Here is a 25,105-nt window from a genome sequence, read left to right on the forward strand (position 1 = left end):
GGTGGTCCTCGGGACGTAGTGGTGGTTGGGGTGCCCGGCGGATCTCAGGACGCCGAGACCGCGGTGCCGGTGTGTTGCGCGAGCCGTGGTTTCGCCCGCAACAGCGCGACGGTGAGCACCGCGCCGAATGCCGCCAGTGCCGCCGCGACGGTGAAGGCGGCGGCCAGGCCGGTGCGGTAGGCGTGTTCGGGCCCGGCCGCCGACTGCTCGGTCACCACCTGGCCGAGCAGGAGCAGCACCGTGACGCCGAGCCCGGAACCGACCCGCTGCGCGGTGTTGACGATGCCGGCGGTGATGCCGGCGTCGACCTGGTCGACCGAGGTCACGGCGGGTGCGGTGACGCCGACAAATGCGGCGGGCAGGCCGATACCCAGCAGAATCGCGCCGGGCAGGACATCGATCGGGTAGGTCGCATGTTCGGGTACGCGAGCGAACAACGCCATCGCCACGGCCTGTAAAGCCAAGCCTCCGGCCAGAACCCGCCAGGCGCCGAGGCGATCGAGCGCGATCGGGATGAGCGTGCGGGAGATGAGGATATTCACCACCGCCACCGGAAGCACCGCGAGTCCCGATGCGGTGGGGCTGTAGCCCTGGCTGTTCTGTAGGTACAGCGCGAGCAGCGCGAAGGTCGGCACATGCGACGCGCCGACGAGAACGTTCACCAGTGCCGAGCCACGCACTTGCCGAACCTCGAACAACCGCAACGGCATCAGCGGGTGCGGACTGCGCGCTTCGATCCAGAGGAAGCAGGCCAGCAGCACCGCACCGGCGACCAGCAGCCCGCAGGCCGAGACGCGAGCGCCGGGATCGGCGAGCGCCCCTATCGCATAGCCGATGAGCAGCAAGGCCGCCGTGCCGGTGACCGCTCCGGGAAGGTCCAGCCGTCGGCCGGTGCCGCCCGGTGCGGTGTCGGCAGGCAATACCGCGAGGAGCCCGAGGGCCAGCAGGCCGACCGGGAGGTTGATCAGGAAGATCGACGGCCAGCCGAACCAGTCGGTGAGTGGTCCACCGATGGCTGTCCCGAGGGCAGCGCCCGCGGCCCCCATCGCGCTCCAGACCCCGAATGCGCGATTACGGGCCGACGGCTCGGTGAACGTCGCGGTCAGCAAGGCCAATTGCGCGGGAATCACCACCGCCGCACCGATTCCCTGCAACGCGCGGGCGGCGATGAGCAGTGCCGGAGTGCCCGCGAACCCGGCCAGTGCCGAGGCGGCGGTGAACACCGCCAGGCCGCAGGCGAACATCCGGCGCGGCCCGAGCAGATCCGCGGCTCGCCCGCCGAGCAGCATGCATCCGCCGAAGGCGAGCAGATAGGCATTGGTCACCCAGCCGAGCCCGGCCTCGTCGAGGCCGAGGTCGTTGCCGATGCTCGGCAGCGCGACATTGAGGACCGTTGTGTCGAGGAAGACCACCAGTTCGACGGCGGTGATGAGCAGCAGGATCAGTCGATCTCGTGCGCCGAGCGCTGTCCGGGACATGAGCCCCTCCATTTCACTAGAGCGATACTCTAGTGAGAATCCACTGGAGTGCCGCTCTAGTCAAGTAGGATCGAGCGATGACCGCGAAAACGACACGTGCCGCGAAGACGACGGCGAACCGGGCGAAAATGCTCGACGCGGCGCGGGAGCTGTTCACCACGCGTGGCTACACGGCCACGACGATGAAGGCCATCGCCGAACAGGCGGGCATGGCGGTGCAGACGCTCTACTTCACCTTTGCCACCAAACGCGCGATTCTGTCCGAGTTGCTCGATCGCGAGATCGCCGGCGATGCCGAGCCGGTCGCCACACTCGATCGGCCCTGGTTCGCCGAGGCGGTCGCCGCCGAGCCCGCCGATCAGATACATCGTCAAGTAGCCGCGGCGGCAGCGATTTTCGAACGCGTCAGCCCGCTACTGGAGGTGATTCGCTCGGCCGCGGCGACCGATGCCGAACTGGCCGAACTCTGGCAGACCAATATCGACCAGCGGCATACGGTGCAGCTGCGCCTCGCCGAAGCGTTGGCAGCCAAAACTCCTCTGCGCAACGGTATTTCCGCTGAGCGGGCCGCCGATGTGGCGCTGGCCGTGCTGTCGCCGGAGACCTATCACCTGCTCGTTCACGAACGGTCATGGACCTCCGCCGAGTGGCGGACCTGGGCCACCGACGCCTTGATTCGACAGTTGCTCCCGTAACCGGGGCGGCGGGTGGCAGTGCAGCCTTCGAGCCGGTGCTCGACACCGCTGTCGACCGCTCGGCGCGGTTACCGTGCACCTCTGAACGCCCAGCGGTGCATCCCCGCGGTGGGCGGTTCAGAACCCCCGGCGCAGGACCCTGGTGCTGCGACGTAGGGCGGGCGACGGCGCCCGAGCCGTCGGCTCAGGCGTTCGCCTCGTGATCGAGCAACCAGCGCTTGGCGGGCAGTCCCCAGCGGAACCCGCCGAGCGTGCCGTCGGTGCGCAGGATGCGGTGGCAGGGGACGAACAGTGCCGCGGCGTTGCGGGCGCAGGCGTTGGCGGCGGCGCGGGTGGCGGCCGGGCGGCCGGAGCGGGCGGCGAAGGCGGTGTAGGTGAGCGGGTTTCCGGCGGGGACGGTGCGCAGGATCTGCCAGGCGTGCATGAGGAATTCGCCGGACCGCTGGCGGACCTCGACGGCGTCGATGACGGTGAGATCGCCACGGTGGTAGGCGATGACGGCGTCGGTGACGGCGCCTAATTCCGTGCGTTCGCGCAGTGCGGCGGGCCGCAGACCGGAGTGGACGAGGCCGCGCAGGTTCTCCGCGTCCGCGGTCCAGCCGGAGGCGAGCACGGCGCCGTCACTGTCGATCAGTGTGGTGAACGGGCCGATCGGTGTCGTGACGGTAGCGAAATCGGCTGTGGTTTCGGTGGTTTCGGTGGTTTCGGTGGTTTCGGGGGTGAGGACGGCTGCGGTCATGAGTCGGTACTCGCTTTCGTTCGGGCGGCGCGGGCCGCCGGTACAGTGCGGGCGGCCAGGGCGCTGTGCCACAACTGCATGCACAGGTAGGAGCGCCACGGGGCGAACCGCGCGGTGTCGGTGAGGTCGATGGCGTGCAGGGCGGCGCCTTGCCGCACCACCAGGTCGGTGTCGAGCAGGATGTCGGGATCGGCGAGCAGGCGCATGGTCACGTAGTCGGCGGTCCACGGGCCGATCCCTTCCAACGCCAGCAGATCGCGCCGCAGATCGGCGGCGGTGCGGCCCTGGTGCAGGGCCAGTTCGCCGGAGGCCAGCGCGGCAGCCGCGTTGACGATCGAGCGGATCCGCCGGGCCGGGCCTGTCAATACCTCGGCGCCGCGTTCGGCGATCACCGCGGAGTCGGGGAACAGCCGCGGTGTCGGCCCGTCGATGGGATCGCCGAGTGCGGAGACCAGCCGGGCGGTGTGCGTGGCCGCCGCCTGCACCGAGATCTGTTGCCCGATCATGGTGCGCAGCAGCAACTCCGCCCCATCGAGGCATCCGGGTACCCGGATGCCCGGGACGAACCGTGGTCGCCCCTCCGGACGTTGCGCGTGCTCGGCCACCCCGAGCGCCTCATCGATGCCGATCGGATCGGCGTCCAGGTCGAGTAGATGCCGCAGCCGCGCCACGGTCGGCGCGAGATCGCGCATATCGTGCAGGGCGAGTTCGGCGCGTACATGATCGCGCTGAAACCCGAGCCGGATCGAGGCGTGCCCGTGCGGGGTACGCAGATTGCGCAGGTAACTGCGGTCCTCCCATAGTTCCAGCCCCGGCACCGCGTGCGCGGACAAGAACCATTCCAACCAGCCGCGGTCCAGCGGTTCGCGGTAGGGCAACCGCAGGGTGAGCGTGCCGTTGGTGCTCGGCACGGCCCGTCCGTTGGCCCGCTGCGCTTCGGTGCGCATGGTGGTGGGGCTGACCGCGAACACTTCCCGCACGGTGTCGTTGAACTGCCGGATGCTGGCGAATCCGGCAGCGAACGCGATATCCGACATCGGCATGTTCGTGGTCTGGATCAGCAGCCGCGCGGTGTGCGCGCGGTGCGCCCTGGCCAACGCGAGCGGGCCCGCCCCCAGTTCGGTGGTGAGCACGCGGGTGAGCTGACGCTGCGAATAGCCGAGCGTCGCCGCCAGCGCGGGCACCCCGCCGCGCTCGATCACGCCGTCACCGATCAGCCGCATCGCCCGGGCCGCCAGGTCTGCCCTGGTGTTCCACAGCGGCGAACCGGGTGCGGCGTCGGGTAGGCAGCGACGGCAGGCGCGATAGCCCGCCTGCTGCGCGGCGGCCGCGGTCGGTAGGAAGCTGACATTGGCGCGTTTCGGAGTGATCGCCGGACATGATGGGCGGCAATAGATTCCGGTGGTCCGCACGGCGGTGAAGAACTGCCCGTCGAAGCGGGAGTCCCGGGTGGAGACCGCTCGGTAACAGCGTTCGAAGTCCAGAGCCGTGATCGTCACGTCAACCACAATGACAGCAACCGGCGACCGCTGCTAGCGGAAATCGGTCATTACCGCGGTGGGCCCGGCAGGCCGCGCGCGACACGCCACGCGACTCGCCGGGCGGAGCGTGCGGCCGGGTCAGCAGCAGCGGTTGGCCGGATTGCGATCGGCCTCGGCGTGCCGCTCCCGCCAATACTCCCGCTCGGACGGAATCCGGCACCCGGGATGCTTGCGCCGCAGGTGCGCGACATAGCGCTGATAATCCTGCCCGCCGAGCACCGAGTTGAACCACCACAGCACACCGCGAACGAGGCCGAGCACGGTACGACCAGGCCCATTCGCCGACCCGCCCCGGAGCCGCTCCCCGGCCGCCGCCTCGATCCTCAGTGCGCTTTCGAGTGCGCCGCGCCGGGCTCCTTCACCGCACCCTTCTCGATCAATTCGTCCCATTCGCGCTGCACCTCCTTCTCGGCCGCGGTCGGGATGAATCCGCTCGGAGCGAAGATGCGCGAGGGTTGCTCCGGCGATTCGGTGGTCTCGGCCGTACCTGCTCGCCACGCGCGGTAGCAGACGATGGCGCCGACCACCGTCACGATCAGCACCAGCACCGCGAACACGATGGACAGCGTGCCCTGGATGAAGGTGTTGCGCACCACCGCGTCCACGTCTTCCGGCGTCTTCGCGGTCAGGCACAGCTTGCCCGCCTGCTGCGCGTTCTGGCAGATCTCGTGCTGCTTCCAGTAGCCGACCTTCGGGTCCGCCGAGAAGATCTTCTGCCAGGACGCGGTCATGGTGACGATGAGGTCCCACACCAGCGGAATCCCTGGAATCCAGACCCATTTCGTCAGGCCCTTCTTCACCAGGATGGTGAGCACCACCATCAGCGCGATGGCGGCCAGCAGCTGGTTGGCGATACCGAACAGCGGGAACAGCGCGTTGATGCCGCCGAGCGGATCGGTGACGCCCATCAGCAGGATCGAACCCCATGCCGCGACCACGATCGCCGAGCACAGCCACGCGCCCACCCGCCAGGACGGATCCTTGAATTTGCGTGCGGGACCGGCGAAGTTGCCAAGCGCGTCGGAGAGCATGAAGCGCGCCACGCGGGTACCGGCGTCGATGGTGGTGAGGATGAACAGCGCCTCGAACATGATCGCGAAGTGGTACCAGAACGACTTCATGCTCGACCCGCCGAGGAACTGGTGGAACACCTCGGAGATGCCGATGGCCAGCGTCGGCGCGCCACCGGTGCGGGAGATGATCGATTCCTCACCGACCTCGCTCGCGGCATTGCTGAACGTCTCGGGTGTGGCCGGCGGGCCGGACAGTCCGAGCGAGTTGGTGTAGGCGGCCGCCGATTCGGGGGTGCCGCCGGTCGCGCCGAGCGGGGCGTTCATACCGAAGTAGATGTGCTGGTCGATGATCGAGGCGGTGATGATCGCCATCACCGCGACGAACGACTCCATCAGCATGCCGCCGTAGCCGATCATCCGGCTGTGCGATTCCTTCTCCAGCAGCTTCGGTGTGGTGCCCGAGGACACCAGCGCGTGGAATCCGGACAGCGCACCGCAGGCGATCGTGATGAACAGGAACGGGAACAGGCTGCCCGCGAAGGCCGGCCCGGCGCCGGTGTGCGCGAACTCCGAGACCGCGGGCGCCTTCAAGGTCGGCAGGGTGATCAGGATGCCGAGCGCGAGCAGGCCGATGGTGCCGATCTTCATGAACGTCGACAGGTAGTCGCGCGGCGCCAGCAGCAACCACACCGGCAGTACCGAGGCGAAGAAGCCGTAGCCGATAAGCATCCAGGAGATGGTCACCGGGTGGAAGGTGAACCAGCTCGCCCAGGTGTCGTTCTCCGAGACCCAGCCACCGGCGATGATCGCCAGGATCAGCAGCGCGAACCCGATCAGCGACACCTCACCGACCGCGCCCGGCCGCAGGAACCGCAGGTACACGCCCATGAACAGGGCGATCGGGATGGTCATGCTGATGGAGAACACACCCCACGGGCTGTGCGCGAGAGCATTGACGACGACCAGCGCCAGCACCGCGAGCAGGATCATCATGATGACGAGAATTCCGATGATGGCCGCCCAGCCGCCGAACCAGCCGAGCTCGTCGCGGGCCATCTGCCCGAGGCTGCGCCCGCGTCGCTTGGTCGACACCCACAGCACCAGGTAGTCCTGCACCGCGCCGGCGAACACCACGCCGACGATGATCCAGATGGTGCCGGGCAGATACCCCATCTGCGCCGCGAGCACCGGGCCCACCAGCGGGCCAGCACCGGCGATGGCGGCGAAGTGGTGGCCGAACAGCACCCGCCGGTCCATCGGCAGGTAGTCCTTGCCGTTTTCCAGGATCTCGGCCGGAGTCGCCACGTCGTCGCGCGGTGTGACGACCTTGTATTCGATCAGTCGCGCGTAGAAGCGGTAGGCGATGATGTAGGTGCTGACCGCCGCGATCACGATCCACACCGCGTTCACCGACTCGCCACGGGCGATGGCCAGGATCGTCCAGGCAGCGGCGCCGAGTATCGCGATGCCCGCGAATATCGCCTTCTTGGCCGGAGTCATCGGGGACCGGTCGATCACGCCGACGGGCGGCAGATCGGGGTCGGTCCGCAGATATTCGATGGTCGCCATCTGCCTACTCTCCTGTGAAACGCGCAGGATGATGCTGAAACACGTGCCAAGGTAGCCGATCGGCGCGGCGCGGCGCGGCGGTTCTATCGCGTCGTGATCGCGGTCGATCGGATCGTTGTCGTGTGTCGGCGGTCACCCTCTTCAGTTGCCGCCAGTATGCTGCCATGCGGTCTGATTTGCTCCACATCCGCCCTGAGGAGGCCGGAGCTGGCATCCGTCCTGTCGAGCACACCCGTGCGGCGGCGTACGCTGCTCGGCTCCGCGCTGGCCGCCCCGTTGCTGGCCGGTGGGTGCGGCGCCGACGACGACGCGCTCACCTTCTTCTTCGGCGCCCGCCCCGAGGAGGCGCGGGTGCGGCGCCGGATCATCGACGAGTTCGGCAAGCGGCACCCCGAGATCCGCATCCGCACGGTGGTCTCCGGCCCGGACGCGCTGCAGCAGATGCTCACCTACTGCGCGGGCGGTGCGTGTCCCGACATCATGATGGCGTGGGAGCTGCTGTACGCCGGGCTGGCCGAGCGCGGCGTGCTGTTGGACCTGAACACCCTGCTCGACCGCGATCCGCAGTACGCGGATGCGTTGCGGCGCGATAGTTTTCCCGCGCTGTACGACACCTTCCGCTATAAGGGTGGCCAGTACGCGCTGCCCGAACAATGGTCGGGGGTGTTCCTGTACTACAACCGGGAACTGTTCGCCGAGGCCGGGGTTCGGGCCCCGAGGAACTGGGACGAGGCCTGGAGCTTCGAGGAGTTTCTCGACGCGGCCAAGGCGGTGACGTCGCGGGAAGGTCAGGGGCGCTGGGGTTTCGCCGACGCCTGGGTGCCGTACTTCTCGGCCGCGTGCTTCGGGATGAACAACGGGGTCGACTGGTTCACGCCGTCGGTCGCGCCGACGCGCACCAATCTCGGTGATCCCCGATTCGCCGAGGGCTTCCAGTTCTATGCCGATCTCGCGGTGCGGCACAAGGTCGCACCCCGCGTGGCCGATCAGCAGTCGGTCTCGGCACCGGATCTGTTCCGGCGTGGTCGAGCGGGCATGGTGATGGGCGGGCACTGGCTGTATTCGGAATTCGCCGGCCACGACGATCTCGATATCGACCTGACCGTGCTGCCGGTGGGGCCGCACGGCGGACCTGGCGCGATCACCGATGTGGGCTGTACCGGGCTGGCGATCGCCGCCGACAGCCCACGTATCGAACAGGCCTGGGAATTCGTCAAATTCGCGACCGGGCCGGTGGGGCAGGCGATCATCGCCGAGTCCGGGCTGTTCGTTCCGGTACTGACATCGGTGCTGGCCTCCGATGAGTTCGCGGGCGCGCATCGCGATGTCACCAATCTGGGCGTGCTCACCGATGGTCCGAGTCACTCGCGCGCCCTGCCGGTCACGCCCGCGTGGGGAAAGGTCCAGGCGCTGGTCGAGCGCGGCGCCAACCGTGTGCTGCGTGGCGCCGCGTCCGCCGCCTCGTTGCATCCAGACCTCACCCGGCCGGTCGATTCGCTGCTCGAGCAGGAGCACACGCGATGAATGCGCAGGGGTCGCACGCCGGCGGCTCGCCGGCGGGCAGGGCTGAGGCGGCACAACCGACAGCAGGCCCGACGAGTCTCCGACGATCCCCGCTGAACGCACTGCGCCGGCGCAGGGTCGGCGACCATGCGCATGCGTTGCGGCGCATCGATGGAGGGCGGTCCGAACCGCCCGGGCAGCTGGCGCGGCGCCGAGCGCGGGCGGGGCGCTGGTTCGTGACGGCGAACGTAGCCGGGGTCGGAGTGTTCCTGGTGGGACCGTTGGTGGTTTCGCTGTATCTGAGCTTCTTCTCGTGGGACTTGTTCAGTGCACCGCGATTCGTCGGCATGGCGAACTATCGCCGGTTGTTCACCGCGGACCCGCTGTTCCTGATCGCGGTGCGCAATACGGTGGTCTTCACCCTGCTGACGCTGCTGCCGACAGTCGCGATCGGCCTGGTCGTCGCCGCATTGCTCAATCGGACGATTGCCGGGATCGGATTCTTCCGTACCGCCGCCTTCCTGCCGCTGGTCGCCTCGACGGTGGCGATGGCGGTGGTGTGGCGATTCATCTTCACCACCGACGACGGCCTGCTCAACCTGCTGCTGGGCTGGTTCGGCATCGACCCGGTGCCCTGGCTGATCGACCCGGATCTCGCACTGGTGTCGCTGAGCATCGTCACGGTGTGGAAGAGCGTGCCGTTCGCCACCGTCATCCTGCTGGCCGCCATGCAAGGGGTCCCGGAGCAGCTCTACGAGGCCGCGCGGATCGACGGGGCCGGTGCGGTGCGACGGTTCTGGTCCATCACGATTCCGCTGATCCGTGGACCGCTGTCGTTCGTCTTCGTCATCACCGTCATCAACTCGGTGCAGGCCTTCGACCAGGCCTATGCGCTCACCGGTGGGAGCGGTGGGCCGGAAACCGGTACGTACCTGCTCGGAATCATGCTGTTCCAGCACGCATTCGCGTTCTACGAGGTGGGATACGCGTCGGCGCTCGCGTGGGTGATGTTCGCGGGGTTGTTCGTGCTGACGATGCTGCAACTGCGGTATGCCCGGCGCGGGGAGGGGGCGGGATGATCGCGGGCCGACGGCCCGGCTTTCGGGGGCCGCCGACCGCGAAGCGCACCGGCCGATCCGATGGCACGGCGGTAGCTCGTGCCGTCCGGCCTCGGGCGCACGGGGGCGTGGGTGGCGGCGAGGTCGGTGGTGACGATGTGGGCGCCGGCGACGGCGTGTGCGGCGTCGGGGCAGAAGGTGAGGTCGCGCGGGCCGTGACCGCGGTGCGTTCCGAGGTCGAGGTGCGCGGTGTGCGGCCTCGGCGTGAACAGGGCGGAGTGCGGGTGGACCGTGCCGTGATGCGCAGATTCATGTCCGGAGCCGGGGTGTACGCGGCGCTCGTGATCGTCGCGTGGGCGGCGTTGACGCCGATCCTGTGGGCATTGTCGGGGTCGCTGAAAAGCGAGGGCGCCGTCACCGACCCCGCACCCATCCCTGCCGATCCGCAGTGGTCGAACTACACCGAAGTATTCGATCTGCTCCCGCTCGGCCGCATGTTGCTCAACACCACGGTCTACGCGACGTGCGTGACCGCCGGACAAGTCTTCTTCTGCTCGCTGGCGGGATATGCCTTCGCGCGCTTGCCGTTTCGCGGCCGCGACGCCTTGTTCCTCGCCTACCTGGCGACGCTCATGGTGCCGCTCACCGTCACCCTCATCCCGCAGTTCCTGCTCATGCGCGCCTTCGGCTGGGTGGACACCCCGTGGGCGATGATCGTGCCCGGCATCTTCGGCAGCGCCTTCGGCACCTATCTGATGCGGCAGTTCTTCCTGACGCTGCCCGTCGAACTCGAGGAAGCCGCCATCCTCGACGGCTGCACCACCTGGCAGATCTACTGGCGCGTGCTGATGCCCCAGGTGCGGCCCGCGCTCGTGGTGCTCGCGGTGCTCACCTGGATCACCGTATGGAACGATTTCCTGTGGCCGCTGGTGATGATCCAGCGCGACGAGATAGCCACCGCGACACTGGGTCTGGTGCGTGTGCAGGGGCAGTATCACACCAAGTGGCCGATCCTCATGGCGACGTCGATGCTGATCCTGCTGCCGCTGTTGCTGCTGTATGCCGTCGCGCAACGCGCCTTCATCCGCGGTGTCGCGCTGTCGGGGCTCGGTGGGCGTTGAGTTGCCGTCGCGCGGCTGCCGGCCGCGGTCGGGTCGCACAGACGACAGCGGCCCCGTCGCCGAACTGCGACGGGGCCGAGCGGAGGTCCGCTCAGAGCGTCGTGATGACGTCCTTCGCCTCGAACCGCGGGCTGCGCGGGAACCAGGCGTCCGGGCCCGGCTTGCCGATATTGATGGCGACCAGCGCGTGGTGGCCGCCCTCGGGGAAGAATTCCTTCTCCACGGCCTCGTGGTCGAAACCGTTCATCGGTCCGGCGGCCAGGCCCGCGGCGCGGATGCCGATGATGAAGTAGGCGATCTGCAATGCGGCGTTCAGCTTGGCCGAGTGCTCGCGGTAGGCGTCGTCGGCGAAGAAGTCCTTGGCGCCCTCGAAATGCGGGAACACCGTGGGCAGGTGCTCGTGGAAGTTGTTGTCGGCGAACAGCACCACGGTCAGCGGGGCCTTGGTGGTCTTGTCCTTGTTGCCGTCGCCCATATGCTGCACCAGCCGCTGGCGGGCCTCGGGCGAGCGCAGCACCACCGCGCGCAGCGGCTGCTGGTTCATCGAGGTGGGACCCCACTTGATCAGGTCGTAGATGGCCTGGATCTGTTCGTCGGCGACCGGCTCGTCGGTGAAGGTGTTGGCGGTGCGCGCCTCGCGGAACAGCAGGTCCTGGGCGGCGGCGTCGAGCTCGAGCAGGTCGGTCGGCTGGGTGGTGGTCATCGAGTCTCCTGTGCGTTCGAAAAGATCCTTGCGGAAGCGGAAAGGATCGCTCGCTTCGGAGACCGAGATTAACCAATCAAGCGGACTGCGGTCCACTTAATCCGGGCGGGTGTGGGAACTCGCACATCGGGAATAGAAAGCGACCCGCGCGGCGGCGGGTCGCCGCATGGTCATTCGCCTGCGTAGGTGCCGAAACTCCAGAGGTTGCCCTCCGGGTCGGCGGCGCTGAAACCGCGTGAACCGTAGTCCTCATCGCGCAGTTCACGCACGATGCGCGCGCCCGCCTTGGTGGCGCGTTCGTAGAGCGCGTCCGGATCGTCGCACACGAGATACAGCGAGGCCGCGCCCGCGGGCCGCTGCCCGAACTCGCTGTCGTTGCGGCCGATGGAGCCGAACATGATGCCGCCGCCCGCGGGCCAGCGCATCTCGGCGTGCTCGACGACCGACGGATCGTCCTCGCGGGCATATAGCGCCGTCAGTTCGAAACCGAAGGCGTCGGTCAGGAACTTCGCCGTCGCACGGGCATCGCGGAAGGCGAGACAGGGCCAGACATGAGTGGTGGTGGAAGTTGGCGTAGTCATGGCTTCAGCCTCACTCGCCGGGCGGCTCCGGGTCTTGGACAGATGGAATCTCCTCGGCCAGCCAGGCGGTCGGACTGCATCCGGCCAACTCCGCGAAATCCCGGTTCAGATGCGCCTGATCGTAATAACCGCAGGTCGCCGCGATCTGGGCGATGCTGACGAACGACGGGGTGCGCGCCAGCATCGCCTTCGCGCGATCGAAACGGGCGATGCGCGCGGCCAGTTTCGGGCTCAACCCGAACTCGGCCCCGAACCGTCGGGTCAGGTGCTGCCTGCTCCAGCCGATTCGCTCGGCCAGCGGGCCCACCGGCAACGTCCCGCCGGAACCGACCACCGCTCGCCATGCCCAGCTCAACTCCGGTGCCACCACCCGATCCGGATGGGCGAGTGTGGTGAGTACGCGATCGCAGGCCTGGAACCGCTGCGGCCACTGCGCATGCAGATGCAATTCCTCGGCCAGCTGCTGCGCCACCGGGCCCGTCACATCCGACAACTCCACCGAGAGGTTCCACAGTTCGCCCGCAGGCATACCGAACAACACCCGGCTACCCAGCGGCGTCAGCTCGATCGCCACGCCCTCCTGATTCCCGTTGTGCGCGATCGCCGCCGGTCCCGGCTGCAATCCGCTCAGCACGCAGCGGTAGTCGGCCGGCGCCTGCTTCGCATCGGTCTGCGTGACGACGTCGATGGTCGGTCCGATCGCCACGATGAACGTCATATGCCGCGAGGGCAGGCCGCGATGCAGACCGGGCGGATATCCCGTCATCCGGTAGCCGATATAGCGGTCGATGAACGTCGCCAGCCCCGGCGCCGGCCGCGCCATCACCACCTCCGAGATCGGAGCCATGGCATCGACGCTACGACGCAACGGCAGCGCCCGCTAGCGTGCACGAGGTGGAACGGCGCGATATCGAGATCTTTCTGACGCTGGCCGAGGAGCTGCATTTCGCGCGCACGGCCGAACGGCTCGGCGTCAGCGGTGCCCGGATCAGCCAGACGATCAAACAACTGGAGCGCCGGTTCGGGGTGGCGCTGTTTCATCGCACCAGTCGGCAGGTGGCGATCACTCCCGTCGGGCAGGCGCTGCGGGACGATCTGGAAGCCGGCTACCGGCGCATTCAGGACGGCATCGCCAAGGCGATGGCCGCAGGTCGTGGTGTTTCCGGAACCTTGCGGGTGGGATTCTCCAGCCCGCTGGTGGGCGAGGTGATCATGTCGGCCGCCGACGTGTTCCGCACCCGCTACCCCGAGTGCGAGGTACGCATCCGCGAGGTGCATCTCTCCGACCCGTTCAGCGCTCTGCGGGCCGGCGATCTCGACCTGCAGATCACGGAACTGCCTGTGCGTGAAACCGATCTATCCCGCGGGCCTGCGGTCGTGCGCGATCCGTGCGTGCTGGCCGTCGCCGCCCGGCATCCTTTCGCCGGTCGCGACAGCGTTTCCGTCGAAGATCTGACCAGGGACCCGGTGCTCGTCCCGGTGGGTGCGCCCGGATACCTGCTGGAGGGGATCATTCCGGCGCATGCGCCCAGCGGGCGGCCCATCCGGCGCACACCGGCCCTGACCTCGCGGCAGGAACTGCTCACGCTGGTCAGCAGCGGAGCCGGGGTGGCCGTCGTGGGCAGCCAAGCCATGCGGTACCACGCCCGGCCCGACATTTCCTATGTGCCGATCGCCGGCCTGGCCGCCATCGAGTACGGACCGGTCTGGCTCGATGGCGGTCAGACCGCCCGGGTGCGTTCCTTCATCGAAGTCCTGCGCACCGCCTCCGATCGCTAACTCGTGGGTTAACGATCGGAGTCGATCTCGTCGTTGTTGCGGGCGGTGGGCCCGATGAGGATTGGAACAAGCAACGACGAAGGGACTTTCACCATGACCAACCCCATCCCCGAGGAATACAAGGGCGGCGTTCCCTACCTGAACGTCCACGACGCCGCGGCGGCCCTCGACTTCTACCGGGAAGCCTTCGGTGCCGAGGTCAGCGTCGAGATTCCGCGACAGGGCGACAAGATCGCGCACGCGGAGTTCCGGATCGAATCAGCGGTTTTCATGCTGCGCGACGAATACCCCGAGTACAACTTCCGGAGCCCGCGGACAATCGGCGGCACGCCGATCAACCTCATGGTCTTCGTGCCGGATGTCGAGGCGTTGGCCGAGCAGGCGATCGCCGCGGGAGCCCGCGTCATCCGGCCGGTGGAGATGCAGTTCCACGGCGATATGCAGGTCGAGCTGGAGGATCCGTTCGGGCACTCGTGGTTCTTCACCACCCGCGTCGCCGAGATGGGCGCACAGCAGTTGAAGGACACCGCGGCGGCGGTGAACCTCTGAACTTGTCCGGCGGGCACACTGGGACGACACGCGCGACACGCCGGAACCTCCGGTGACGTGCCTCTCTACCGGCGCGCACCAGGCGTGAGATGCCGCACTCGCGGGTAGCTGGGTATGTGAGGTGGAGCCGGTATGTGGTTACCGTTACCGCTCCTGAACCAAGCCTGGAGGTGTGATGCGGCGGGTGCAATACCAGCACAGCGGGGGTCCCGAGGTGCTCGAGATCGTCTCGGTCGATGTGCCGACGCCCGGTCCGGGCGAACTGCTCGTCCGTGTCGAAGCCATCGGAGTGACGCTGCCGGTGGTGCGCAAGGTGCGTGAGCAGCCCGAGCCGATCGCACTCGGCGGTGAGATCGCCGGTGAAGTGGTCGCCGTCGGCGAAGGGGTGGAGAGTTTCGCCCCCGGATATCGGGTGACCGGCCTGGTCTTCGGCCACGGCTACGCCGACTACGCGGTGGTTTCGGCGGCGATGGCTTCGCCGATTCCCGACGGCGCGTCCGCGGTCGACGCGGTGGCGCTGGTGCGCAGCGGTCTGGTGGCGTTGGGTGCGCTCGACGCGGCCAACCCGGCCGAGGGTGAATCGGCGCTGGTCACCGCGGCCGCGTCCGGGGTCGGGCACCTCGCCGTGCAGCTGGCCCGGGTCCGTGGCGCAGCGCGGGTGGTCGGTGCGGTCTCCGATCCCGCCAAGGCCGATTTCGTGCGCGGACTCGGCGCCGACGAGGTCGTCGCGTACGAGGACGAGTCGTGGGGCGCTGCCGTCGACTACGCCCTCGACGCTGTCGGTGGTGAACTGCTCGCACCCGCCCTCGCCGCCGTGCGCACCGGCGGACGCCTGGTCGCCTACAGCTCCGGTGGCGGCACCGTGGAAGCCTTCGATCTGCTGTCCGGCGCGAAATCGATGATCGGTTTCCAGATCGCCCGCATTGCGCGCGAACAGCCCGACGTCTACGAGCACTGGCGTCAGGAACTGTGGCAGTACTTCGCCTCCGGGTTGCTGCATCCGGCGGTGCACGAGGAGTTCGCCTTGGAAGACGTGGCCGCCGCGCACACCGTCATCGAGAAGCGGGCCAACCTCGGCAAGGTCGTGCTGATCCCCTGAGCGGTCTCGGGGGTGGGGCAACCGCGTAGACTCCTCTACTCGTGAGTCTCACCCTCGGAATCGTCGGCCTGCCCAACGTCGGAAAGTCGACGCTGTTCAACGCGCTGACCCGCAACGACGTGCTGGCCGCGAACTACCCGTTCGCGACCATCGAGCCGAACGTCGGGGTGGTCCCGCTGCCCGATCCGCGGCTGGACAAGCTCGCCGAGATCTTCGGCTCCGAGCGCATCGTGCCCGCCACCGTGTCGTTCGTCGACATCGCGGGCATCGTGAAGGGCGCCTCCGAGGGCGCGGGCCTCGGCAACAAGTTCCTCGCCAACATCCGCGAAGCCGACGCCATCTGCCAGGTGGTGCGCGTGTTCGCCGACGACGATGTGGTGCACGTCGACGGCCGCGTCGACCCGTCTGCCGATATCGAGGTCATCGAAACCGAGCTCATCCTCGCCGACCTGCAAACCCTGGAGAAGGCCGTCGTCCGACTGGACAAGGAAGCCAAGGTCAAGAAGGACCGCAAGCCCGTCGCCGACGCCGCCAAGGCCGCCCAGGAGATCCTCAACAGCGGCACCACCCTGTTCGCCGCCGCCGGCAAGGTCGACACCGAGCTCCTCAAAGAACTCTCCCTGCTGACCACCAAGCCCTTCCTCTACGTCTTCAACGCCGACGAATCCGTCCTCACCGACGACGCCAAAATCGCTGAACTGAAGGCCTCCGTAGCCCCCGCCGACGCCGTCTTCCTCGACGCCAAGGTCGAAGCCGAACTCCTCGAACTCGACGAGGAATCCGCCGCCGAACTCCTCGAGTCCATCGGCCAGCACGAACCCGGCCTGCACTCCCTGGCCCGCGCCGGCTTCCACACCCTCGGCCTGCAGACCTACCTGACGGCCGGCCCGAAGGAAGCCCGCGCCTGGACCATCCACCAGGGCGACACCGCCCCCAAGGCCGCCGGCGTCATCCACACCGACTTCGAACGCGGATTCATCAAGGCCGAGGTCGTCGCCTACGACGATCTGGTCGAAGCCGGATCGATGGCGGCTGCCAAGGCGGCGGGCAAGGTGCGGATGGAGGGGAAGGACTACGTCATGGCGGACGGTGACGTGGTGGAGTTCCGCTTCAACGTGTGATCGACAGTGTTCTGATCGCGGGCCTCGTCCGCGAATCGGGCCGCGGCTGCCTCGCTGACCGGGGTGAAAAAGTTGATCAGGTGGCCGTCCGGATCCCTGACGAGAAGCGAACGGTTGCCCCACGGCATATCCGTCGGCTCCCTGACGAACACTTCGACGACATCCTGAAGAGCCCGGTAGGTCGCGTCGACATCGTCGACGAGGAAGTCCACGATCACGCTGCGATCAGCGCCGGCCTCGGCGGCGTCGACTCCGAGCAACGGCATGGTGGCTACGTCGGCAAAGGCCAGCGTGCCGGATGGTGTGCGGAGCTCGGCGAACATGGGGTGAATCCGCTCGGCGGCGATTCCGGTGGCTTTTTCGTAGAACGTGACGAGTGCGTCGACCTCGCCGGTGATGATGCGGGTGGCTGCCAACTGCATTGCCGTTTCCTCCAGGTGTGAGCGTGAACGTGGCCATGGCCGCGGGCATGACGGTACGGCCGATACCGGGCGAGAACTGCCCGGTATCTCGGCGATGATGGGCCGCATGGCCGACACCACCGCGCGCGCGTTGCAGCTGCTCGAGCTGCTGCAATCCGCGCACCTGCGCACGGTCGCCGAACTGGCGGACCGCCTCGGGGTCGACGAAAGGACAGTTCGGCGCGATGTGGCGCGACTGATCGACCTGGGATTGCCCGTCGAGACGTTGCGCGGACGGTATGGCGGCTATCGGCCCGCACCGGGCCGTCGGGTCCTCCCGCTCATGTTCAGCACCGAGGAGGTGGTCGCGGTCTTTCTCGGTCTTTCCCGTGCGCAGGCGGCAACGCGCGAGCCGGGGATCGCCGCACAGACTGCCCTGGCCAAGATCACACGAGCGTTGCCGGCCGCTGACGCGGGGCGGATCGACGCCCTTCTCGGGGTGATGACGCGTACGCCGCAGCCCGGAAGAATCGATCCCGACCCCGCCGTGATGCTGACCCTGGCCGCGGCCGTGGACCACCGACACGTCCTCGACCTGCGCTATGTCAACAGCGACGATGTTCCGTCCCGGCGCACGATCCACCCCTACGGTCTGGTCGCACACTCGGACCGGTGGTATCTCGTCGCCTTCGACACCGCCGGCCAGGAGGAACGCACCTTCCGGGTCGACCGGATTCGATCGGCCCGTCCGACCGGTGCAAGCTTCGCGCCGCCGCCGCGATTTGCCGTGCAGGATCGTCTGCTCGACCTCTTCGTCGATGCGAACTATCGGTGGGAAGTGGTGATGCGCATTCGAGAGACCGAGGAGCACATCAGGCGTCAGCTGCCGCGGAGCGTGGCTCGACTGGAAAGGCTCGACGATGGGGCGCCAGGGCGCGAAGGTGCCCGGAGCTGGTATCGGGCAGTGATCCGCGCCGTCGACCTCGATTGGCTCCCGCCCGTCATCGTGGCTCTCGACTGCGAAGTGGTGATCGATCGTCCGGACGAACTTCGTCACCGAGTGCGGGTTGCGGCGACACGGATGCTCCGTGCGGCCGGCGACGACCACTGACCTGCGTCGGCTGCCCCGCGCTGATGAATGCCGATAACAGCAGCGATGAGTACCCACCTAGGTGGTGTTCTGCGCACCCTCCGGGGGAGTGAACCCACTACTCGGGCCCCTGCTGATGGCGGCCGGATCGGCGCAGAGTTGACCCTGTCACCGCAGGCGAACCCGGAGGCTCCGATGTCGATCACCAGCACCATGGCCTACTCCGCAGAGCGCCATGCCACGGTTTCGACCGTTGATGGGGTTGCGCTGGCGGTTCGTGAATACGGCCCGAGGCATGCGGGTCTTACCGTTGTCCTGGTGCACGGGCACTGCCTGCGTGGCGAGTCGTGGACCGATGTTCGCGACGCGTTGCTGCGGGAGAACCCGGGTGTGCGGGTCGTGTGCTACGACCATCGCGGTCACGGGGACTCGGCGGTGGCGTCGAGCCATACCTACCACCTCGATCGGCTCGGCCGCGATCTGCGCACTGTGCTCGACGCGGTCGCTCCCACCGGGCCGGTCGTTCTGGTGGGTCATTCGATGGGCGGCATGACCGTACTGACCTATGCCTCCCAGAACCCGCACGAGATCGGCAACCGTATCGTCGGCGTTGGGCTCATCGCGACCGCCGCGAGCGGGCTCGCCGACGCGGGTTTCGGCCGGCTGCTGCGGCACCCGATCATTGCCGCCTTCCAAGCAGCTGTCCGCCGCGCACCGCGCCTGATGCAGCGGGCAAAGCGGGTGGCCTGCAAGATCTTCGCACCCGTCATCCGCATCGCCGAATTCGGCGATCGTCAGGTCAGCCCGCGCGTGCTGGCGCTGGCGTACGCGATGCACAACGAGACGCCGATCGTGACGATGGCGAGCTTCCTGAGCTCCTTCATGACCTACGACCGCACCGACGTACTGCCGGTCCTGTCGAAGATCCCCACCCTGATCCTCTGCGGCTCCGCCGATCTGATGACCCCGCCGTCGCATTCGGTCGCCATGGCGGCCGCAATCGGTTACGCGGATCTCGTGATGGTCGAAGGCGCCGGGCACTCGGTGATCCTGGAGCAGCCGGTGGAGGTTGCCGAAGGTATCGGCCGGTTGCTCGCGCGAGCGGATGGCCCCGGTCGAGCCGTGACCGCCGACCTTGTGCTGGCCGCCTAGCACTCGTCGTCGACGCGGTGGAATCGCCGATCCAGCCGGTGGCCGGGACGCGTGGTGGTGTGGGACGGGATCCGATGTGCGTTCTGCTTGTCTTGCACGGCAAGGGTGGCGGTATAACGAAGGCTCGCGGTGCACACCCCGGGCAGAAGGCGGGTGGTGGCGTCAGAGTTGTGCGCGGCGCAGGCGCGGTGACTCAATGGGGCGCTGAGAGCGACGAGCACGGGTGCGAAACATCGAGTGCGGCAAGGCCGATGCTCTTGGCATGCAAACTGAACCGGCGGCTGCCCTGTCGTCATTCGATATCGGATTGGGTTCGTTCACGGTCGTCGATGTCGAGACTTCAGGCCTTCGAGCCACCGCTGATCGTGTGTTATCCGTGGCCGCACTGACGTTGGATCGGGATGGTCGGGTGGCTCACGAGTTCCATACCCTGGTCGATCCGGGTTGTGATCCGGGCCCGGTGCACGTGCATGGGTTGACGCGCGAGTTGCTTGACGGGGCACCGCGTTTCGAGCACATCTCGCAGCAGCTGTCGCAGTTGCTGGCCGGGCGGATCATGGTTGCACACAATGCTGGATTCGACTACGGGTTCCTTGCTGGGGAGTTCGGCCGAGTGGGTGGGTCGCTGCCCGTCGAGCGACGCTTGTGCACGTTGTCGCTCGCTCGTCGTGTGGAGCCGCCGACACCGGACTATCGGCTGTCCACGCTCGCAACATATTACGGGGTCAGGCAGAGCCGCGCTCACGACGCGCTCGATGATGCCAGGGTGCTCGCCGGCGTTGTGCGGTCGTTGATCGCCGACGCGGCGCGCGTGGGTGTCGCGCCACCGTTGCTGACCTGTTCGCGGGCCAACGCCCGCGATGTCCGGAACAAGCAAGCATGGCCTGCCAGTCCACCGAAGGTCGTGTGCGAGTTCACCTATCCAGGTCGCCTCGGTGACGGGCGCAGGTTGACGCAGGGAATGAAGGTCGCCTTCACCGGCGCGACGACGTTGGAGCGTTCGGATCTGATCGGCCGCGCCGTGGCCGCAGGGCTGGACGTCACCGGTGCGGTCAGCAAGCGTACAAGCCTGTTGGTGACGAACACGCCGGCAGCCGGTTCCGCCAAGTCGCGATCGGCCATCGCCCACGAGACTCCGACTGCGACCGAATCCCAGTTCCTCGACATGCTCGCCACGATTCAGCCGGGAACACCGAAGGGTCGAGCGAGCGTGGCCGTGCGGGCGGAGGCGAGTGTGCCGCCGAGCGGGCCGCTTGCCGGGCGGCGCGTGCTGGTCCTGGGCGGCCCACACCAGGATGCAGCCGATGCGAGGACGAAGATTGTAGAACTGGGCGGGTCCGCGGCCGTGAACATGTCCGCCACGGTGTCGGACGTCCTCGCGTTGGCTGCAGCGGAGACGGACCCACGATTCGAGAAGGCGCGTCAGCGCGGGCTCCCGATTCACGGAATGGAACTTTTCGAGACGGCCTCGGTGCAGATCAGTGCCCCGGAGCAGACGCCTGTAGTGCCGGAGCCGTGTACTTTGAGCCGGGGTCAGGTGATAGACCTCCCGATCGCCACGCAGGGAGATGACTGGTCGGTGCGTACGTCCTGGACACAGGATGACTCTTACGAGGTCGACGTCGTCGCATTTGCCCTCGGTATCAACGAAAAGGTTTCTACAGACGATGATTTCGTGTTCTACAACCAGCCCGAGGCGGCCGGGATTCGCCTGATCTCGGATGGACCGAACGAGCAATCGGTGGAGATCACGCTCGACCTGCTCGCCGAACAGTGCTCTCGCATCGTGATCGCCGCAGCTATCGACGGGACCGATGTGACATTCGGTGCGGTCGGCGCCATCGAGATACAGGCCGCCGCCGGCAACGAAGCAGGTGCCTTCGCCCGCGCAACGCTCGACGCGGCCACCGAGGAGCGCACTCTCATTCTGGCCGAGGTCTACCGGCGCGGTGATCGCTGGCGGCTGCGCGCTGTCGGGCAGGGCTATCCAATCGGACTGGGCGACCTCGCCCTCGGGTACGGAGTCGACGTGGCCGGGGGAGGTCAGTGATGCTTTCCCGGTTGGAATGGCATCCCGGGCATCGCTTTACGAACAGTCCCCGGGCTCGCCGATTTTGACGACGGACAGCACGGCTTCGCCTTCGCCGACGGGTTCGCCCGGCCCTGGAGTCTGGGAAACGACTACCCAGTTTCGATCCATCACCTGCATCCGGCCGGCGCCGGTAGCGTCCTCACTACGAGAGAAGAACACGCCGGCAGCCTGGATCTGATCCTGCGCTGCCTGCAGATTCATGCAGACGACGCTCGGCATCGGAACTTTCTTCGGCGCCGCGGATGCGGGCGGAGCAGTCGGTGCCCCAGATGATTCCGAAGGCGCCGCTGGTATCGGCGCCGTCGAGGTCGGTGTCGCCTGGACGACCGCGGTCGTGGTTTCGGCTGTCCGCGTTTCTGCTGAACCGCAGGCCGTGGATGTGGCGGCAGCGGCTACCGCGATCAGCAGAAAGGTTGCGGTGGTCTTCATCTATGTCCCGTCGTCTGATGCTGTGTCCTGGATCACCAATGCATCGGGGTGCTCGACAGGGCGTTACACGGGCGGGGCCGCGTCGACTTGCGGGGAACCACATACCCTTCTGGGTCGGGTGGGACGGCTCCTTGCTTTTGGCAGGATGTCGACGGCCGGGTCGCCTCCGGCGGACGGCGTCTGGAACACTCGTTCGCCGGAAAGGTTCAATGCTGATGCTCCGTCGTTTCACGACCCAGGCGCCCACGACGGCGCCGCCGGTGGATGACTTGATGGCCGGTGCGTTGCCGGACCGCGTGCAGATTGCGCATGAGCGGCTGGCGCACCAGGACGATCCGGCGCTGCTGGACGCGCTATCGGAGCGCGAGCTCGCCGCGGCCCGCGAGTTGGCCGAGCTCGTGCGCGATTACGAACGCCATGAACAGCGGGCGCGGATCCAGGCGGCGGCCGATGCGGCGGAGCGGGTGCGGCGGACGGCGGCCGAGTTGGCCGAGCGGGAGGCCGCGGATCTGCTGCGGGCGGCGCAAGCGATCGGGGAGCAGCGGCACAGCAGCAGTCCGCACGCGAAGGTGGCTCGATTGCATCAGCGCAAGCCGCGGGTGCTCGGGCTGCTGGCCGGGGTGGTGGCCTTCTCGATGCTGTTCTCCGCGGTGACGGTGCAGCAGAACATCGCGCCCACCGGTGGCGTGACCAACCCGATGTTCTGGCTCTCCTACGGGTTGGAAGCGCTGATCAGCGCGGTCCTCGTCGCGTTGATGCTCTCCACCGCCGATACCGCCGAATGGGGCGTGATCGAGCGGTTGTGGCAGGTCTACACGGTCGAGGGGGTGTTGCTGACGGCGAGCATCGCGCTGAATACCTTCCCCTACTTCAAAGCGGGCGACCTCACGGGCATCGGCATCCACGCCATCGCGCCGATCATGATCGGCGTCGCTCTCGTGACGCACCGGTTGGTCGCGGAACGATATGGGCGCGCGATCGAGCAGGCGACGGCCGCGGTGCCCGACAAGGAAGATCTCCAGGAGCGGCTGGTCGCGCTCACCAAGGTCGGCGGCGCGGGGAACCAGATCCTGCCGAGCATCCTCGAGGTGGCGCCGACCGCTCGCGGTGAGCGTCAGGCGGGTGAGCCGGAGGAGCCCGACGATGCCGAGAAGCCGCATCCGGCCGACGGCGAGTCCGAGCAGGCTGGTACCGCCCACGAAACACACGCCACCACCGCCCCCGGACCAGAGGCACACTCCGGAACGGGGCAGCCTGCCGCGCGGGAAAGCACCGAGGGTTCCGCGGCCGACCCCACCCCGCCCGTGCCCGCCGCACCGTTCACCGAGCTGTGGCTGGCCACGACACCGCTGCCGGCCGAGCAGCCCGCCGCAGCGCACGACCAGCCCGCCGCAACGCACGACCAGGGCGCCGCAGCGCACGACCAGGCAGACCCGGCCGAGGCCGAGCTGGACGCGCGACTCGCAGACGCGGTGCGAAAGACCTTGCAGCGGCTCAGGACCGGCCAGCAGGGCCAGTCGGCGACGGTAGCGCGCCCGGCGGAACCCGCTCCTCCCGCGACGGCTGAACAGACCGCCGAGCAACCCTCGGGTGCCGAACATCCCGCGATCTCTGCGGAGCCTGCCGAGGAGAACACCGGGGACCTCACGCATGAGCAGACGGACTCCGTCGTCACGCAGGCCGCGGAGGACGCGCCGAATACGGCCGGCGCCGACGCACCACGCGCGATCCAGGCGAGCCAGGTCGCGTCCGGGCCGCAGGACGCCGGAGACGATCTCGCACGGATAACGCAGCTCATGCCCAACGAACGCGAGCTCACCGCCCGGTGAGCGCGTGTCGGCAGCGGCCGAGGCCGGGGCTTGTAGCTCGTGACCCGTGCCGACCGACCGTTGGCCGCCGAATGTGATCGTTTCCGAACGGCCGACATCACTGCCGGCGAGCAGTCGAATTCCGCCGCGACAGGTATCTGCCGGACATGAGTTCCACCGTGTCGCGAGTGGGACCCAACGCATCACGCCCCGCTCCGGTCGGTGACGGATCCGAGGTCGACACGCCCGTTGCGCGGCGAGGCGCGCACGGAAATCCGCTGGTCGAGCGTACGGTCGGTGCACCATATGCCGCTCGATGAGGTGGAATCATGTCCAGCTTGTTGTCGGGTTCACGAATATCGTCGATCGCCGGTTGTGCCGTGCTCGCCGCGGCGTGGAGCGTCGCACTCACGCCGCCGGCGCAGGCACAGCCGCCGACCAGTCAGCGCTTCGAATGCGACGGCGACAGCGCACAGACGTATCAGGTCCCCGAGGGCGTGCGGGAGATATCGGTGCTGGCCAAGGGCGGTTCGGGCCAGCAGAACGTCGGCGAGGGCACGCGAGGCGGATTCGGCGGTGTGACGACCGGGACGATCTCGGTGCAGCCGCATGAGGTACTCACCATCTATGTGGGCTGCGAGGGCGGCGCGGACGGCGGGCGGTCCGGTTACGGGCGTGGCGGTGCCCGCGGCGTGCAGCCCGCGCCGAATGCGGGCGACGGCGGTGGCGGCGGCGGTGCTACCGCGGTGATGTCGGGACAGACCCCGCTCGTCGTCGCCGGTGGTGGCGGCGGGGGTGGTGGTTCCTCGCATGAAGGCAATGGCGGACGCGGCGGCGAGGGCGGCAATGGCGGGAACCCGGCCCAGCCCGGTGCGGTGGGCGGCAACAGTTCGGGGCCGGAAACCTGCGGCGGCTGTCTGGACACCACACACGGTGAAGCGGGCGCGTCCGGCGGAAGCACGCCGCCCTACGCGCCAGGTGGAGCCGGTGGTGGTGGCGGCGGTGGCTATCGCGCGGGCAAGGGCGGCAAACTCGGCAGCGGGCAGAACCTGAACGGTGGTGGCGACGGCGGTGGCGGTGGGCTGTCCTACGTCGACGACAGCCGAGTGCGCGACCACGTTTTCAGCAGCAGCACCCAGTCGGGCAACGGATCGGTGGTCCTCACCACCGGCCAGATCGGGTACCAGACATTCGAATTCCGCGGGCATACCGAGTTCTTCTGTGTGCCGGCAGGAGTCACCTCGGTGACGGTCGACGCCGTCGGCGGCGGCGGAGGGCATTTCGGCGATACCGGCATCGGTGGCGCCGGTGGCGGCGTGACCGCGACGGTCGACGTCAGGCCGGGCACCGAGCTGGCCGTGACGGTCGGTCAATGGGGCCACGACAACGGCGGATTCGGCGACGGGCACGGCGGCAGGCACGGGACAGCGCCGGGCTCGGGTGGTGCCTCCGGGGGCGGCGGCGGTGGCTCGACCGCGGTCGAATCGACGATGAGCCCGTGCGGTGTGCACGCGCCGGTCGGCAAGAGCTATCTGGTCGTCGCGGGTGGTGGCGGCGGCGCGGGTGGCAACAGCGGCGCGGGCG

General features: G+C 68.0%; 23 protein-coding genes. 13 read left to right on the plus strand and 10 right to left on the minus strand.

Features of this window, described 5'->3' with window-relative positions; genetic code table 11:
* Window positions 1-44: 44 nt before the first annotated feature.
* Complete coding sequence (locus GV790_RS20950) at window positions 45-1,478, minus strand: MFS transporter (RefSeq protein WP_256673429.1); 1,434 nt, start codon at window positions 1,476-1,478, stop codon at window positions 45-47.
* Between the two features lie 77 nt (window positions 1,479-1,555).
* Here GV790_RS20950 and GV790_RS20955 point away from each other — a divergent pair, with 77 nt between their 5' ends.
* Window positions 1,556-2,173: a TetR/AcrR family transcriptional regulator gene (locus GV790_RS20955; protein ID WP_163815165.1), complete on the plus strand. Its 618-nt coding sequence runs from the start codon at window positions 1,556-1,558 to the stop codon at window positions 2,171-2,173.
* A 184-nt stretch (window positions 2,174-2,357) separates the two neighbouring features.
* On the opposite strand, the gene GV790_RS20960 is transcribed toward GV790_RS20955, so the two are convergent.
* The 4 genes from GV790_RS20960 to GV790_RS20975 all read right to left on the minus strand — a co-directional run bounded on the left by GV790_RS20960 (window position 2,358) and on the right by GV790_RS20975 (window position 7,035).
* Window positions 2,358-2,912: a methylated-DNA--[protein]-cysteine S-methyltransferase gene (locus GV790_RS20960; protein ID WP_163815167.1), complete on the minus strand. Its 555-nt coding sequence runs from the start codon at window positions 2,910-2,912 to the stop codon at window positions 2,358-2,360.
* A complete protein-coding gene (locus GV790_RS20965) occupies window positions 2,909-4,411 on the minus strand; it encodes an Ada metal-binding domain-containing protein (RefSeq protein WP_163815169.1) in 1,503 nt (500 codons plus the stop codon). Before GV790_RS20965 ends, GV790_RS20960 begins: the two co-directional genes overlap by 4 nt.
* A 120-nt stretch (window positions 4,412-4,531) precedes the next feature.
* The gene (locus GV790_RS31260; RefSeq protein WP_280213122.1) at window positions 4,532-4,714 is read right to left on the minus strand and encodes a YbdD/YjiX family protein; all 183 of its coding nucleotides are present in this window, start codon (window positions 4,712-4,714) and stop codon (window positions 4,532-4,534) included.
* Between the two features lie 62 nt (window positions 4,715-4,776).
* On the minus strand, window positions 4,777-7,035 hold the full coding sequence (locus GV790_RS20975) for a carbon starvation CstA family protein (protein ID WP_163815173.1): 2,259 nt from the start codon (window positions 7,033-7,035) through the stop codon (window positions 4,777-4,779).
* A gap of 219 nt (window positions 7,036-7,254) precedes the next feature.
* Here GV790_RS20975 and GV790_RS20980 point away from each other — a divergent pair, with 219 nt between their 5' ends.
* From GV790_RS20980 to GV790_RS20990, 3 genes are all read left to right on the plus strand, one after another.
* Window positions 7,255-8,559 (plus strand): ABC transporter substrate-binding protein, encoded by a 1,305-nt coding sequence (locus GV790_RS20980; protein WP_163815207.1) that lies wholly within the window; start codon window positions 7,255-7,257, stop codon window positions 8,557-8,559.
* A 179-nt stretch (window positions 8,560-8,738) separates the two neighbouring features.
* Window positions 8,739-9,617: a carbohydrate ABC transporter permease gene (locus GV790_RS20985; RefSeq protein ID WP_163815210.1), complete on the plus strand. Its 879-nt coding sequence runs from the start codon at window positions 8,739-8,741 to the stop codon at window positions 9,615-9,617.
* Window positions 9,618-9,895: 278 nt separating this feature from the next.
* A complete protein-coding gene (locus GV790_RS20990; RefSeq protein ID WP_163815212.1) occupies window positions 9,896-10,717 on the plus strand; it encodes a carbohydrate ABC transporter permease in 822 nt (273 codons plus the stop codon).
* 91 nt (window positions 10,718-10,808) lie between these two features.
* On the opposite strand, the gene GV790_RS20995 is transcribed toward GV790_RS20990, so the two are convergent.
* From GV790_RS20995 to GV790_RS21005, 3 genes are all read right to left on the minus strand, one after another.
* Entirely contained in the window at window positions 10,809-11,420 is a 612-nt protein-coding gene (locus GV790_RS20995) for a malonic semialdehyde reductase (protein WP_163815175.1), read from the minus strand.
* Between the two features lie 170 nt (window positions 11,421-11,590).
* Window positions 11,591-12,001, minus strand: a complete 411-nt coding sequence (locus GV790_RS21000) for a VOC family protein (protein ID WP_163815177.1) — start codon at window positions 11,999-12,001, stop codon at window positions 11,591-11,593.
* Window positions 12,002-12,011: 10 nt separating this feature from the next.
* Window positions 12,012-12,848 carry an AraC family transcriptional regulator gene (locus GV790_RS21005; RefSeq protein WP_163815179.1) on the minus strand — a complete coding sequence of 279 codons (837 nt, stop codon included), beginning with the start codon at window positions 12,846-12,848 and terminating at the stop codon, window positions 12,012-12,014.
* Between the two features lie 47 nt (window positions 12,849-12,895).
* Here GV790_RS21005 and GV790_RS21010 point away from each other — a divergent pair, with 47 nt between their 5' ends.
* From GV790_RS21010 to ychF, 4 genes are all read left to right on the plus strand, one after another.
* The gene (locus tag GV790_RS21010; RefSeq protein ID WP_163815181.1) at window positions 12,896-13,780 is read left to right on the plus strand and encodes a LysR family transcriptional regulator; all 885 of its coding nucleotides are present in this window, start codon (window positions 12,896-12,898) and stop codon (window positions 13,778-13,780) included.
* Window positions 13,781-13,873: 93 nt separating this feature from the next.
* The gene (locus tag GV790_RS21015) at window positions 13,874-14,329 is read left to right on the plus strand and encodes a VOC family protein (protein WP_163815183.1); all 456 of its coding nucleotides are present in this window, start codon (window positions 13,874-13,876) and stop codon (window positions 14,327-14,329) included.
* Window positions 14,330-14,504: 175 nt separating this feature from the next.
* Window positions 14,505-15,428 carry a quinone oxidoreductase family protein gene (locus GV790_RS21020; protein WP_163815185.1) on the plus strand — a complete coding sequence of 308 codons (924 nt, stop codon included), beginning with the start codon at window positions 14,505-14,507 and terminating at the stop codon, window positions 15,426-15,428.
* Window positions 15,429-15,469: 41 nt separating this feature from the next.
* Window positions 15,470-16,549, plus strand: a complete 1,080-nt coding sequence (ychF, locus tag GV790_RS21025; protein WP_163815186.1) for a redox-regulated ATPase YchF — start codon at window positions 15,470-15,472, stop codon at window positions 16,547-16,549.
* Here the strand turns inward: ychF and GV790_RS21030 are convergent.
* Window positions 16,501-17,079 (minus strand): VOC family protein, encoded by a 579-nt coding sequence (locus GV790_RS21030; RefSeq protein WP_375139410.1) that lies wholly within the window; start codon window positions 17,077-17,079, stop codon window positions 16,501-16,503. The two genes, ychF and GV790_RS21030, sit on opposite strands and share 49 nt — an antisense overlap.
* Here GV790_RS21030 and GV790_RS21035 point away from each other — a divergent pair.
* The 3 genes from GV790_RS21035 (at window position 17,078) to GV790_RS21045 (ending at window position 21,242) form a co-directional block, all read left to right on the plus strand.
* Window positions 17,078-18,061: a helix-turn-helix transcriptional regulator gene (locus GV790_RS21035; RefSeq protein ID WP_163815189.1), complete on the plus strand. Its 984-nt coding sequence runs from the start codon at window positions 17,078-17,080 to the stop codon at window positions 18,059-18,061. The genes GV790_RS21030 and GV790_RS21035 overlap by 2 nt on opposite strands.
* Before the next feature lie 174 nt (window positions 18,062-18,235).
* Window positions 18,236-19,192, plus strand: a complete 957-nt coding sequence (locus GV790_RS21040) for an alpha/beta fold hydrolase (protein WP_163815190.1) — start codon at window positions 18,236-18,238, stop codon at window positions 19,190-19,192.
* 223 nt (window positions 19,193-19,415) lie between these two features.
* The gene (locus GV790_RS21045) at window positions 19,416-21,242 is read left to right on the plus strand and encodes a TerD family protein (RefSeq protein ID WP_280213130.1); all 1,827 of its coding nucleotides are present in this window, start codon (window positions 19,416-19,418) and stop codon (window positions 21,240-21,242) included.
* A gap of 36 nt (window positions 21,243-21,278) precedes the next feature.
* Here the strand turns inward: GV790_RS21045 and GV790_RS21050 are convergent, their stop codons facing one another.
* On the minus strand, window positions 21,279-21,713 hold the full coding sequence (locus tag GV790_RS21050; RefSeq protein WP_163815192.1) for a PASTA domain-containing protein: 435 nt from the start codon (window positions 21,711-21,713) through the stop codon (window positions 21,279-21,281).
* A gap of 272 nt (window positions 21,714-21,985) precedes the next feature.
* On the opposite strand from GV790_RS21050, the gene GV790_RS30580 reads away from it, so the two are divergent.
* Together GV790_RS30580 and GV790_RS21060 are read left to right on the plus strand one after the other, a co-directional pair.
* Window positions 21,986-23,542 (plus strand): hypothetical protein, encoded by a 1,557-nt coding sequence (locus tag GV790_RS30580; RefSeq protein WP_175585965.1) that lies wholly within the window; start codon window positions 21,986-21,988, stop codon window positions 23,540-23,542.
* Between the two features lie 308 nt (window positions 23,543-23,850).
* A partial coding sequence (locus GV790_RS21060) for a glycine-rich protein (protein WP_339384670.1) occupies window positions 23,851-25,105 on the plus strand: 1,255 nt, incomplete at its 3' end.

The organism is Nocardia cyriacigeorgica (assembly GCF_010858045.1).
Lineage (GTDB): Bacteria > Actinomycetota > Actinomycetes > Mycobacteriales > Mycobacteriaceae > Nocardia > Nocardia cyriacigeorgica_E.

Coding starts and splice junctions, on each gene's coding strand:
- GV790_RS20950 (WP_256673429.1), bottom strand. CDS start 1,478: ATGTCCCGGACAGCGCTCGGCGCACGAGATCGACTGATCCTGCTGCTC.
- GV790_RS20955 (WP_163815165.1), top strand. CDS start 1,556: ATGACCGCGAAAACGACACGTGCCGCGAAGACGACGGCGAACCGGGCG.
- GV790_RS20960 (WP_163815167.1), bottom strand. CDS start 2,912: ATGACCGCAGCCGTCCTCACCCCCGAAACCACCGAAACCACCGAAACC.
- GV790_RS20975 (WP_163815173.1), bottom strand. CDS start 7,035: ATGGCGACCATCGAATATCTGCGGACCGACCCCGATCTGCCGCCCGTC.
- GV790_RS20990 (WP_163815212.1), top strand. CDS start 9,896: ATGCGCAGATTCATGTCCGGAGCCGGGGTGTACGCGGCGCTCGTGATC.
- GV790_RS20995 (WP_163815175.1), bottom strand. CDS start 11,420: ATGACCACCACCCAGCCGACCGACCTGCTCGAGCTCGACGCCGCCGCC.
- GV790_RS21000 (WP_163815177.1), bottom strand. CDS start 12,001: ATGACTACGCCAACTTCCACCACCACTCATGTCTGGCCCTGTCTCGCC.
- GV790_RS21005 (WP_163815179.1), bottom strand. CDS start 12,848: ATGGCTCCGATCTCGGAGGTGGTGATGGCGCGGCCGGCGCCGGGGCTG.
- GV790_RS21015 (WP_163815183.1), top strand. CDS start 13,874: ATGACCAACCCCATCCCCGAGGAATACAAGGGCGGCGTTCCCTACCTG.
- GV790_RS21020 (WP_163815185.1), top strand. CDS start 14,505: ATGCGGCGGGTGCAATACCAGCACAGCGGGGGTCCCGAGGTGCTCGAG.
- GV790_RS21035 (WP_163815189.1), top strand. CDS start 17,078: ATGGCCGACACCACCGCGCGCGCGTTGCAGCTGCTCGAGCTGCTGCAA.
- GV790_RS21030 (WP_375139410.1), bottom strand. CDS start 17,079: ATGCGGCCCATCATCGCCGAGATACCGGGCAGTTCTCGCCCGGTATCG.
- GV790_RS21040 (WP_163815190.1), top strand. CDS start 18,236: ATGTCGATCACCAGCACCATGGCCTACTCCGCAGAGCGCCATGCCACG.
- GV790_RS21050 (WP_163815192.1), bottom strand. CDS start 21,713: ATGAAGACCACCGCAACCTTTCTGCTGATCGCGGTAGCCGCTGCCGCC.
- GV790_RS30580 (WP_175585965.1), top strand. CDS start 21,986: ATGGCCGGTGCGTTGCCGGACCGCGTGCAGATTGCGCATGAGCGGCTG.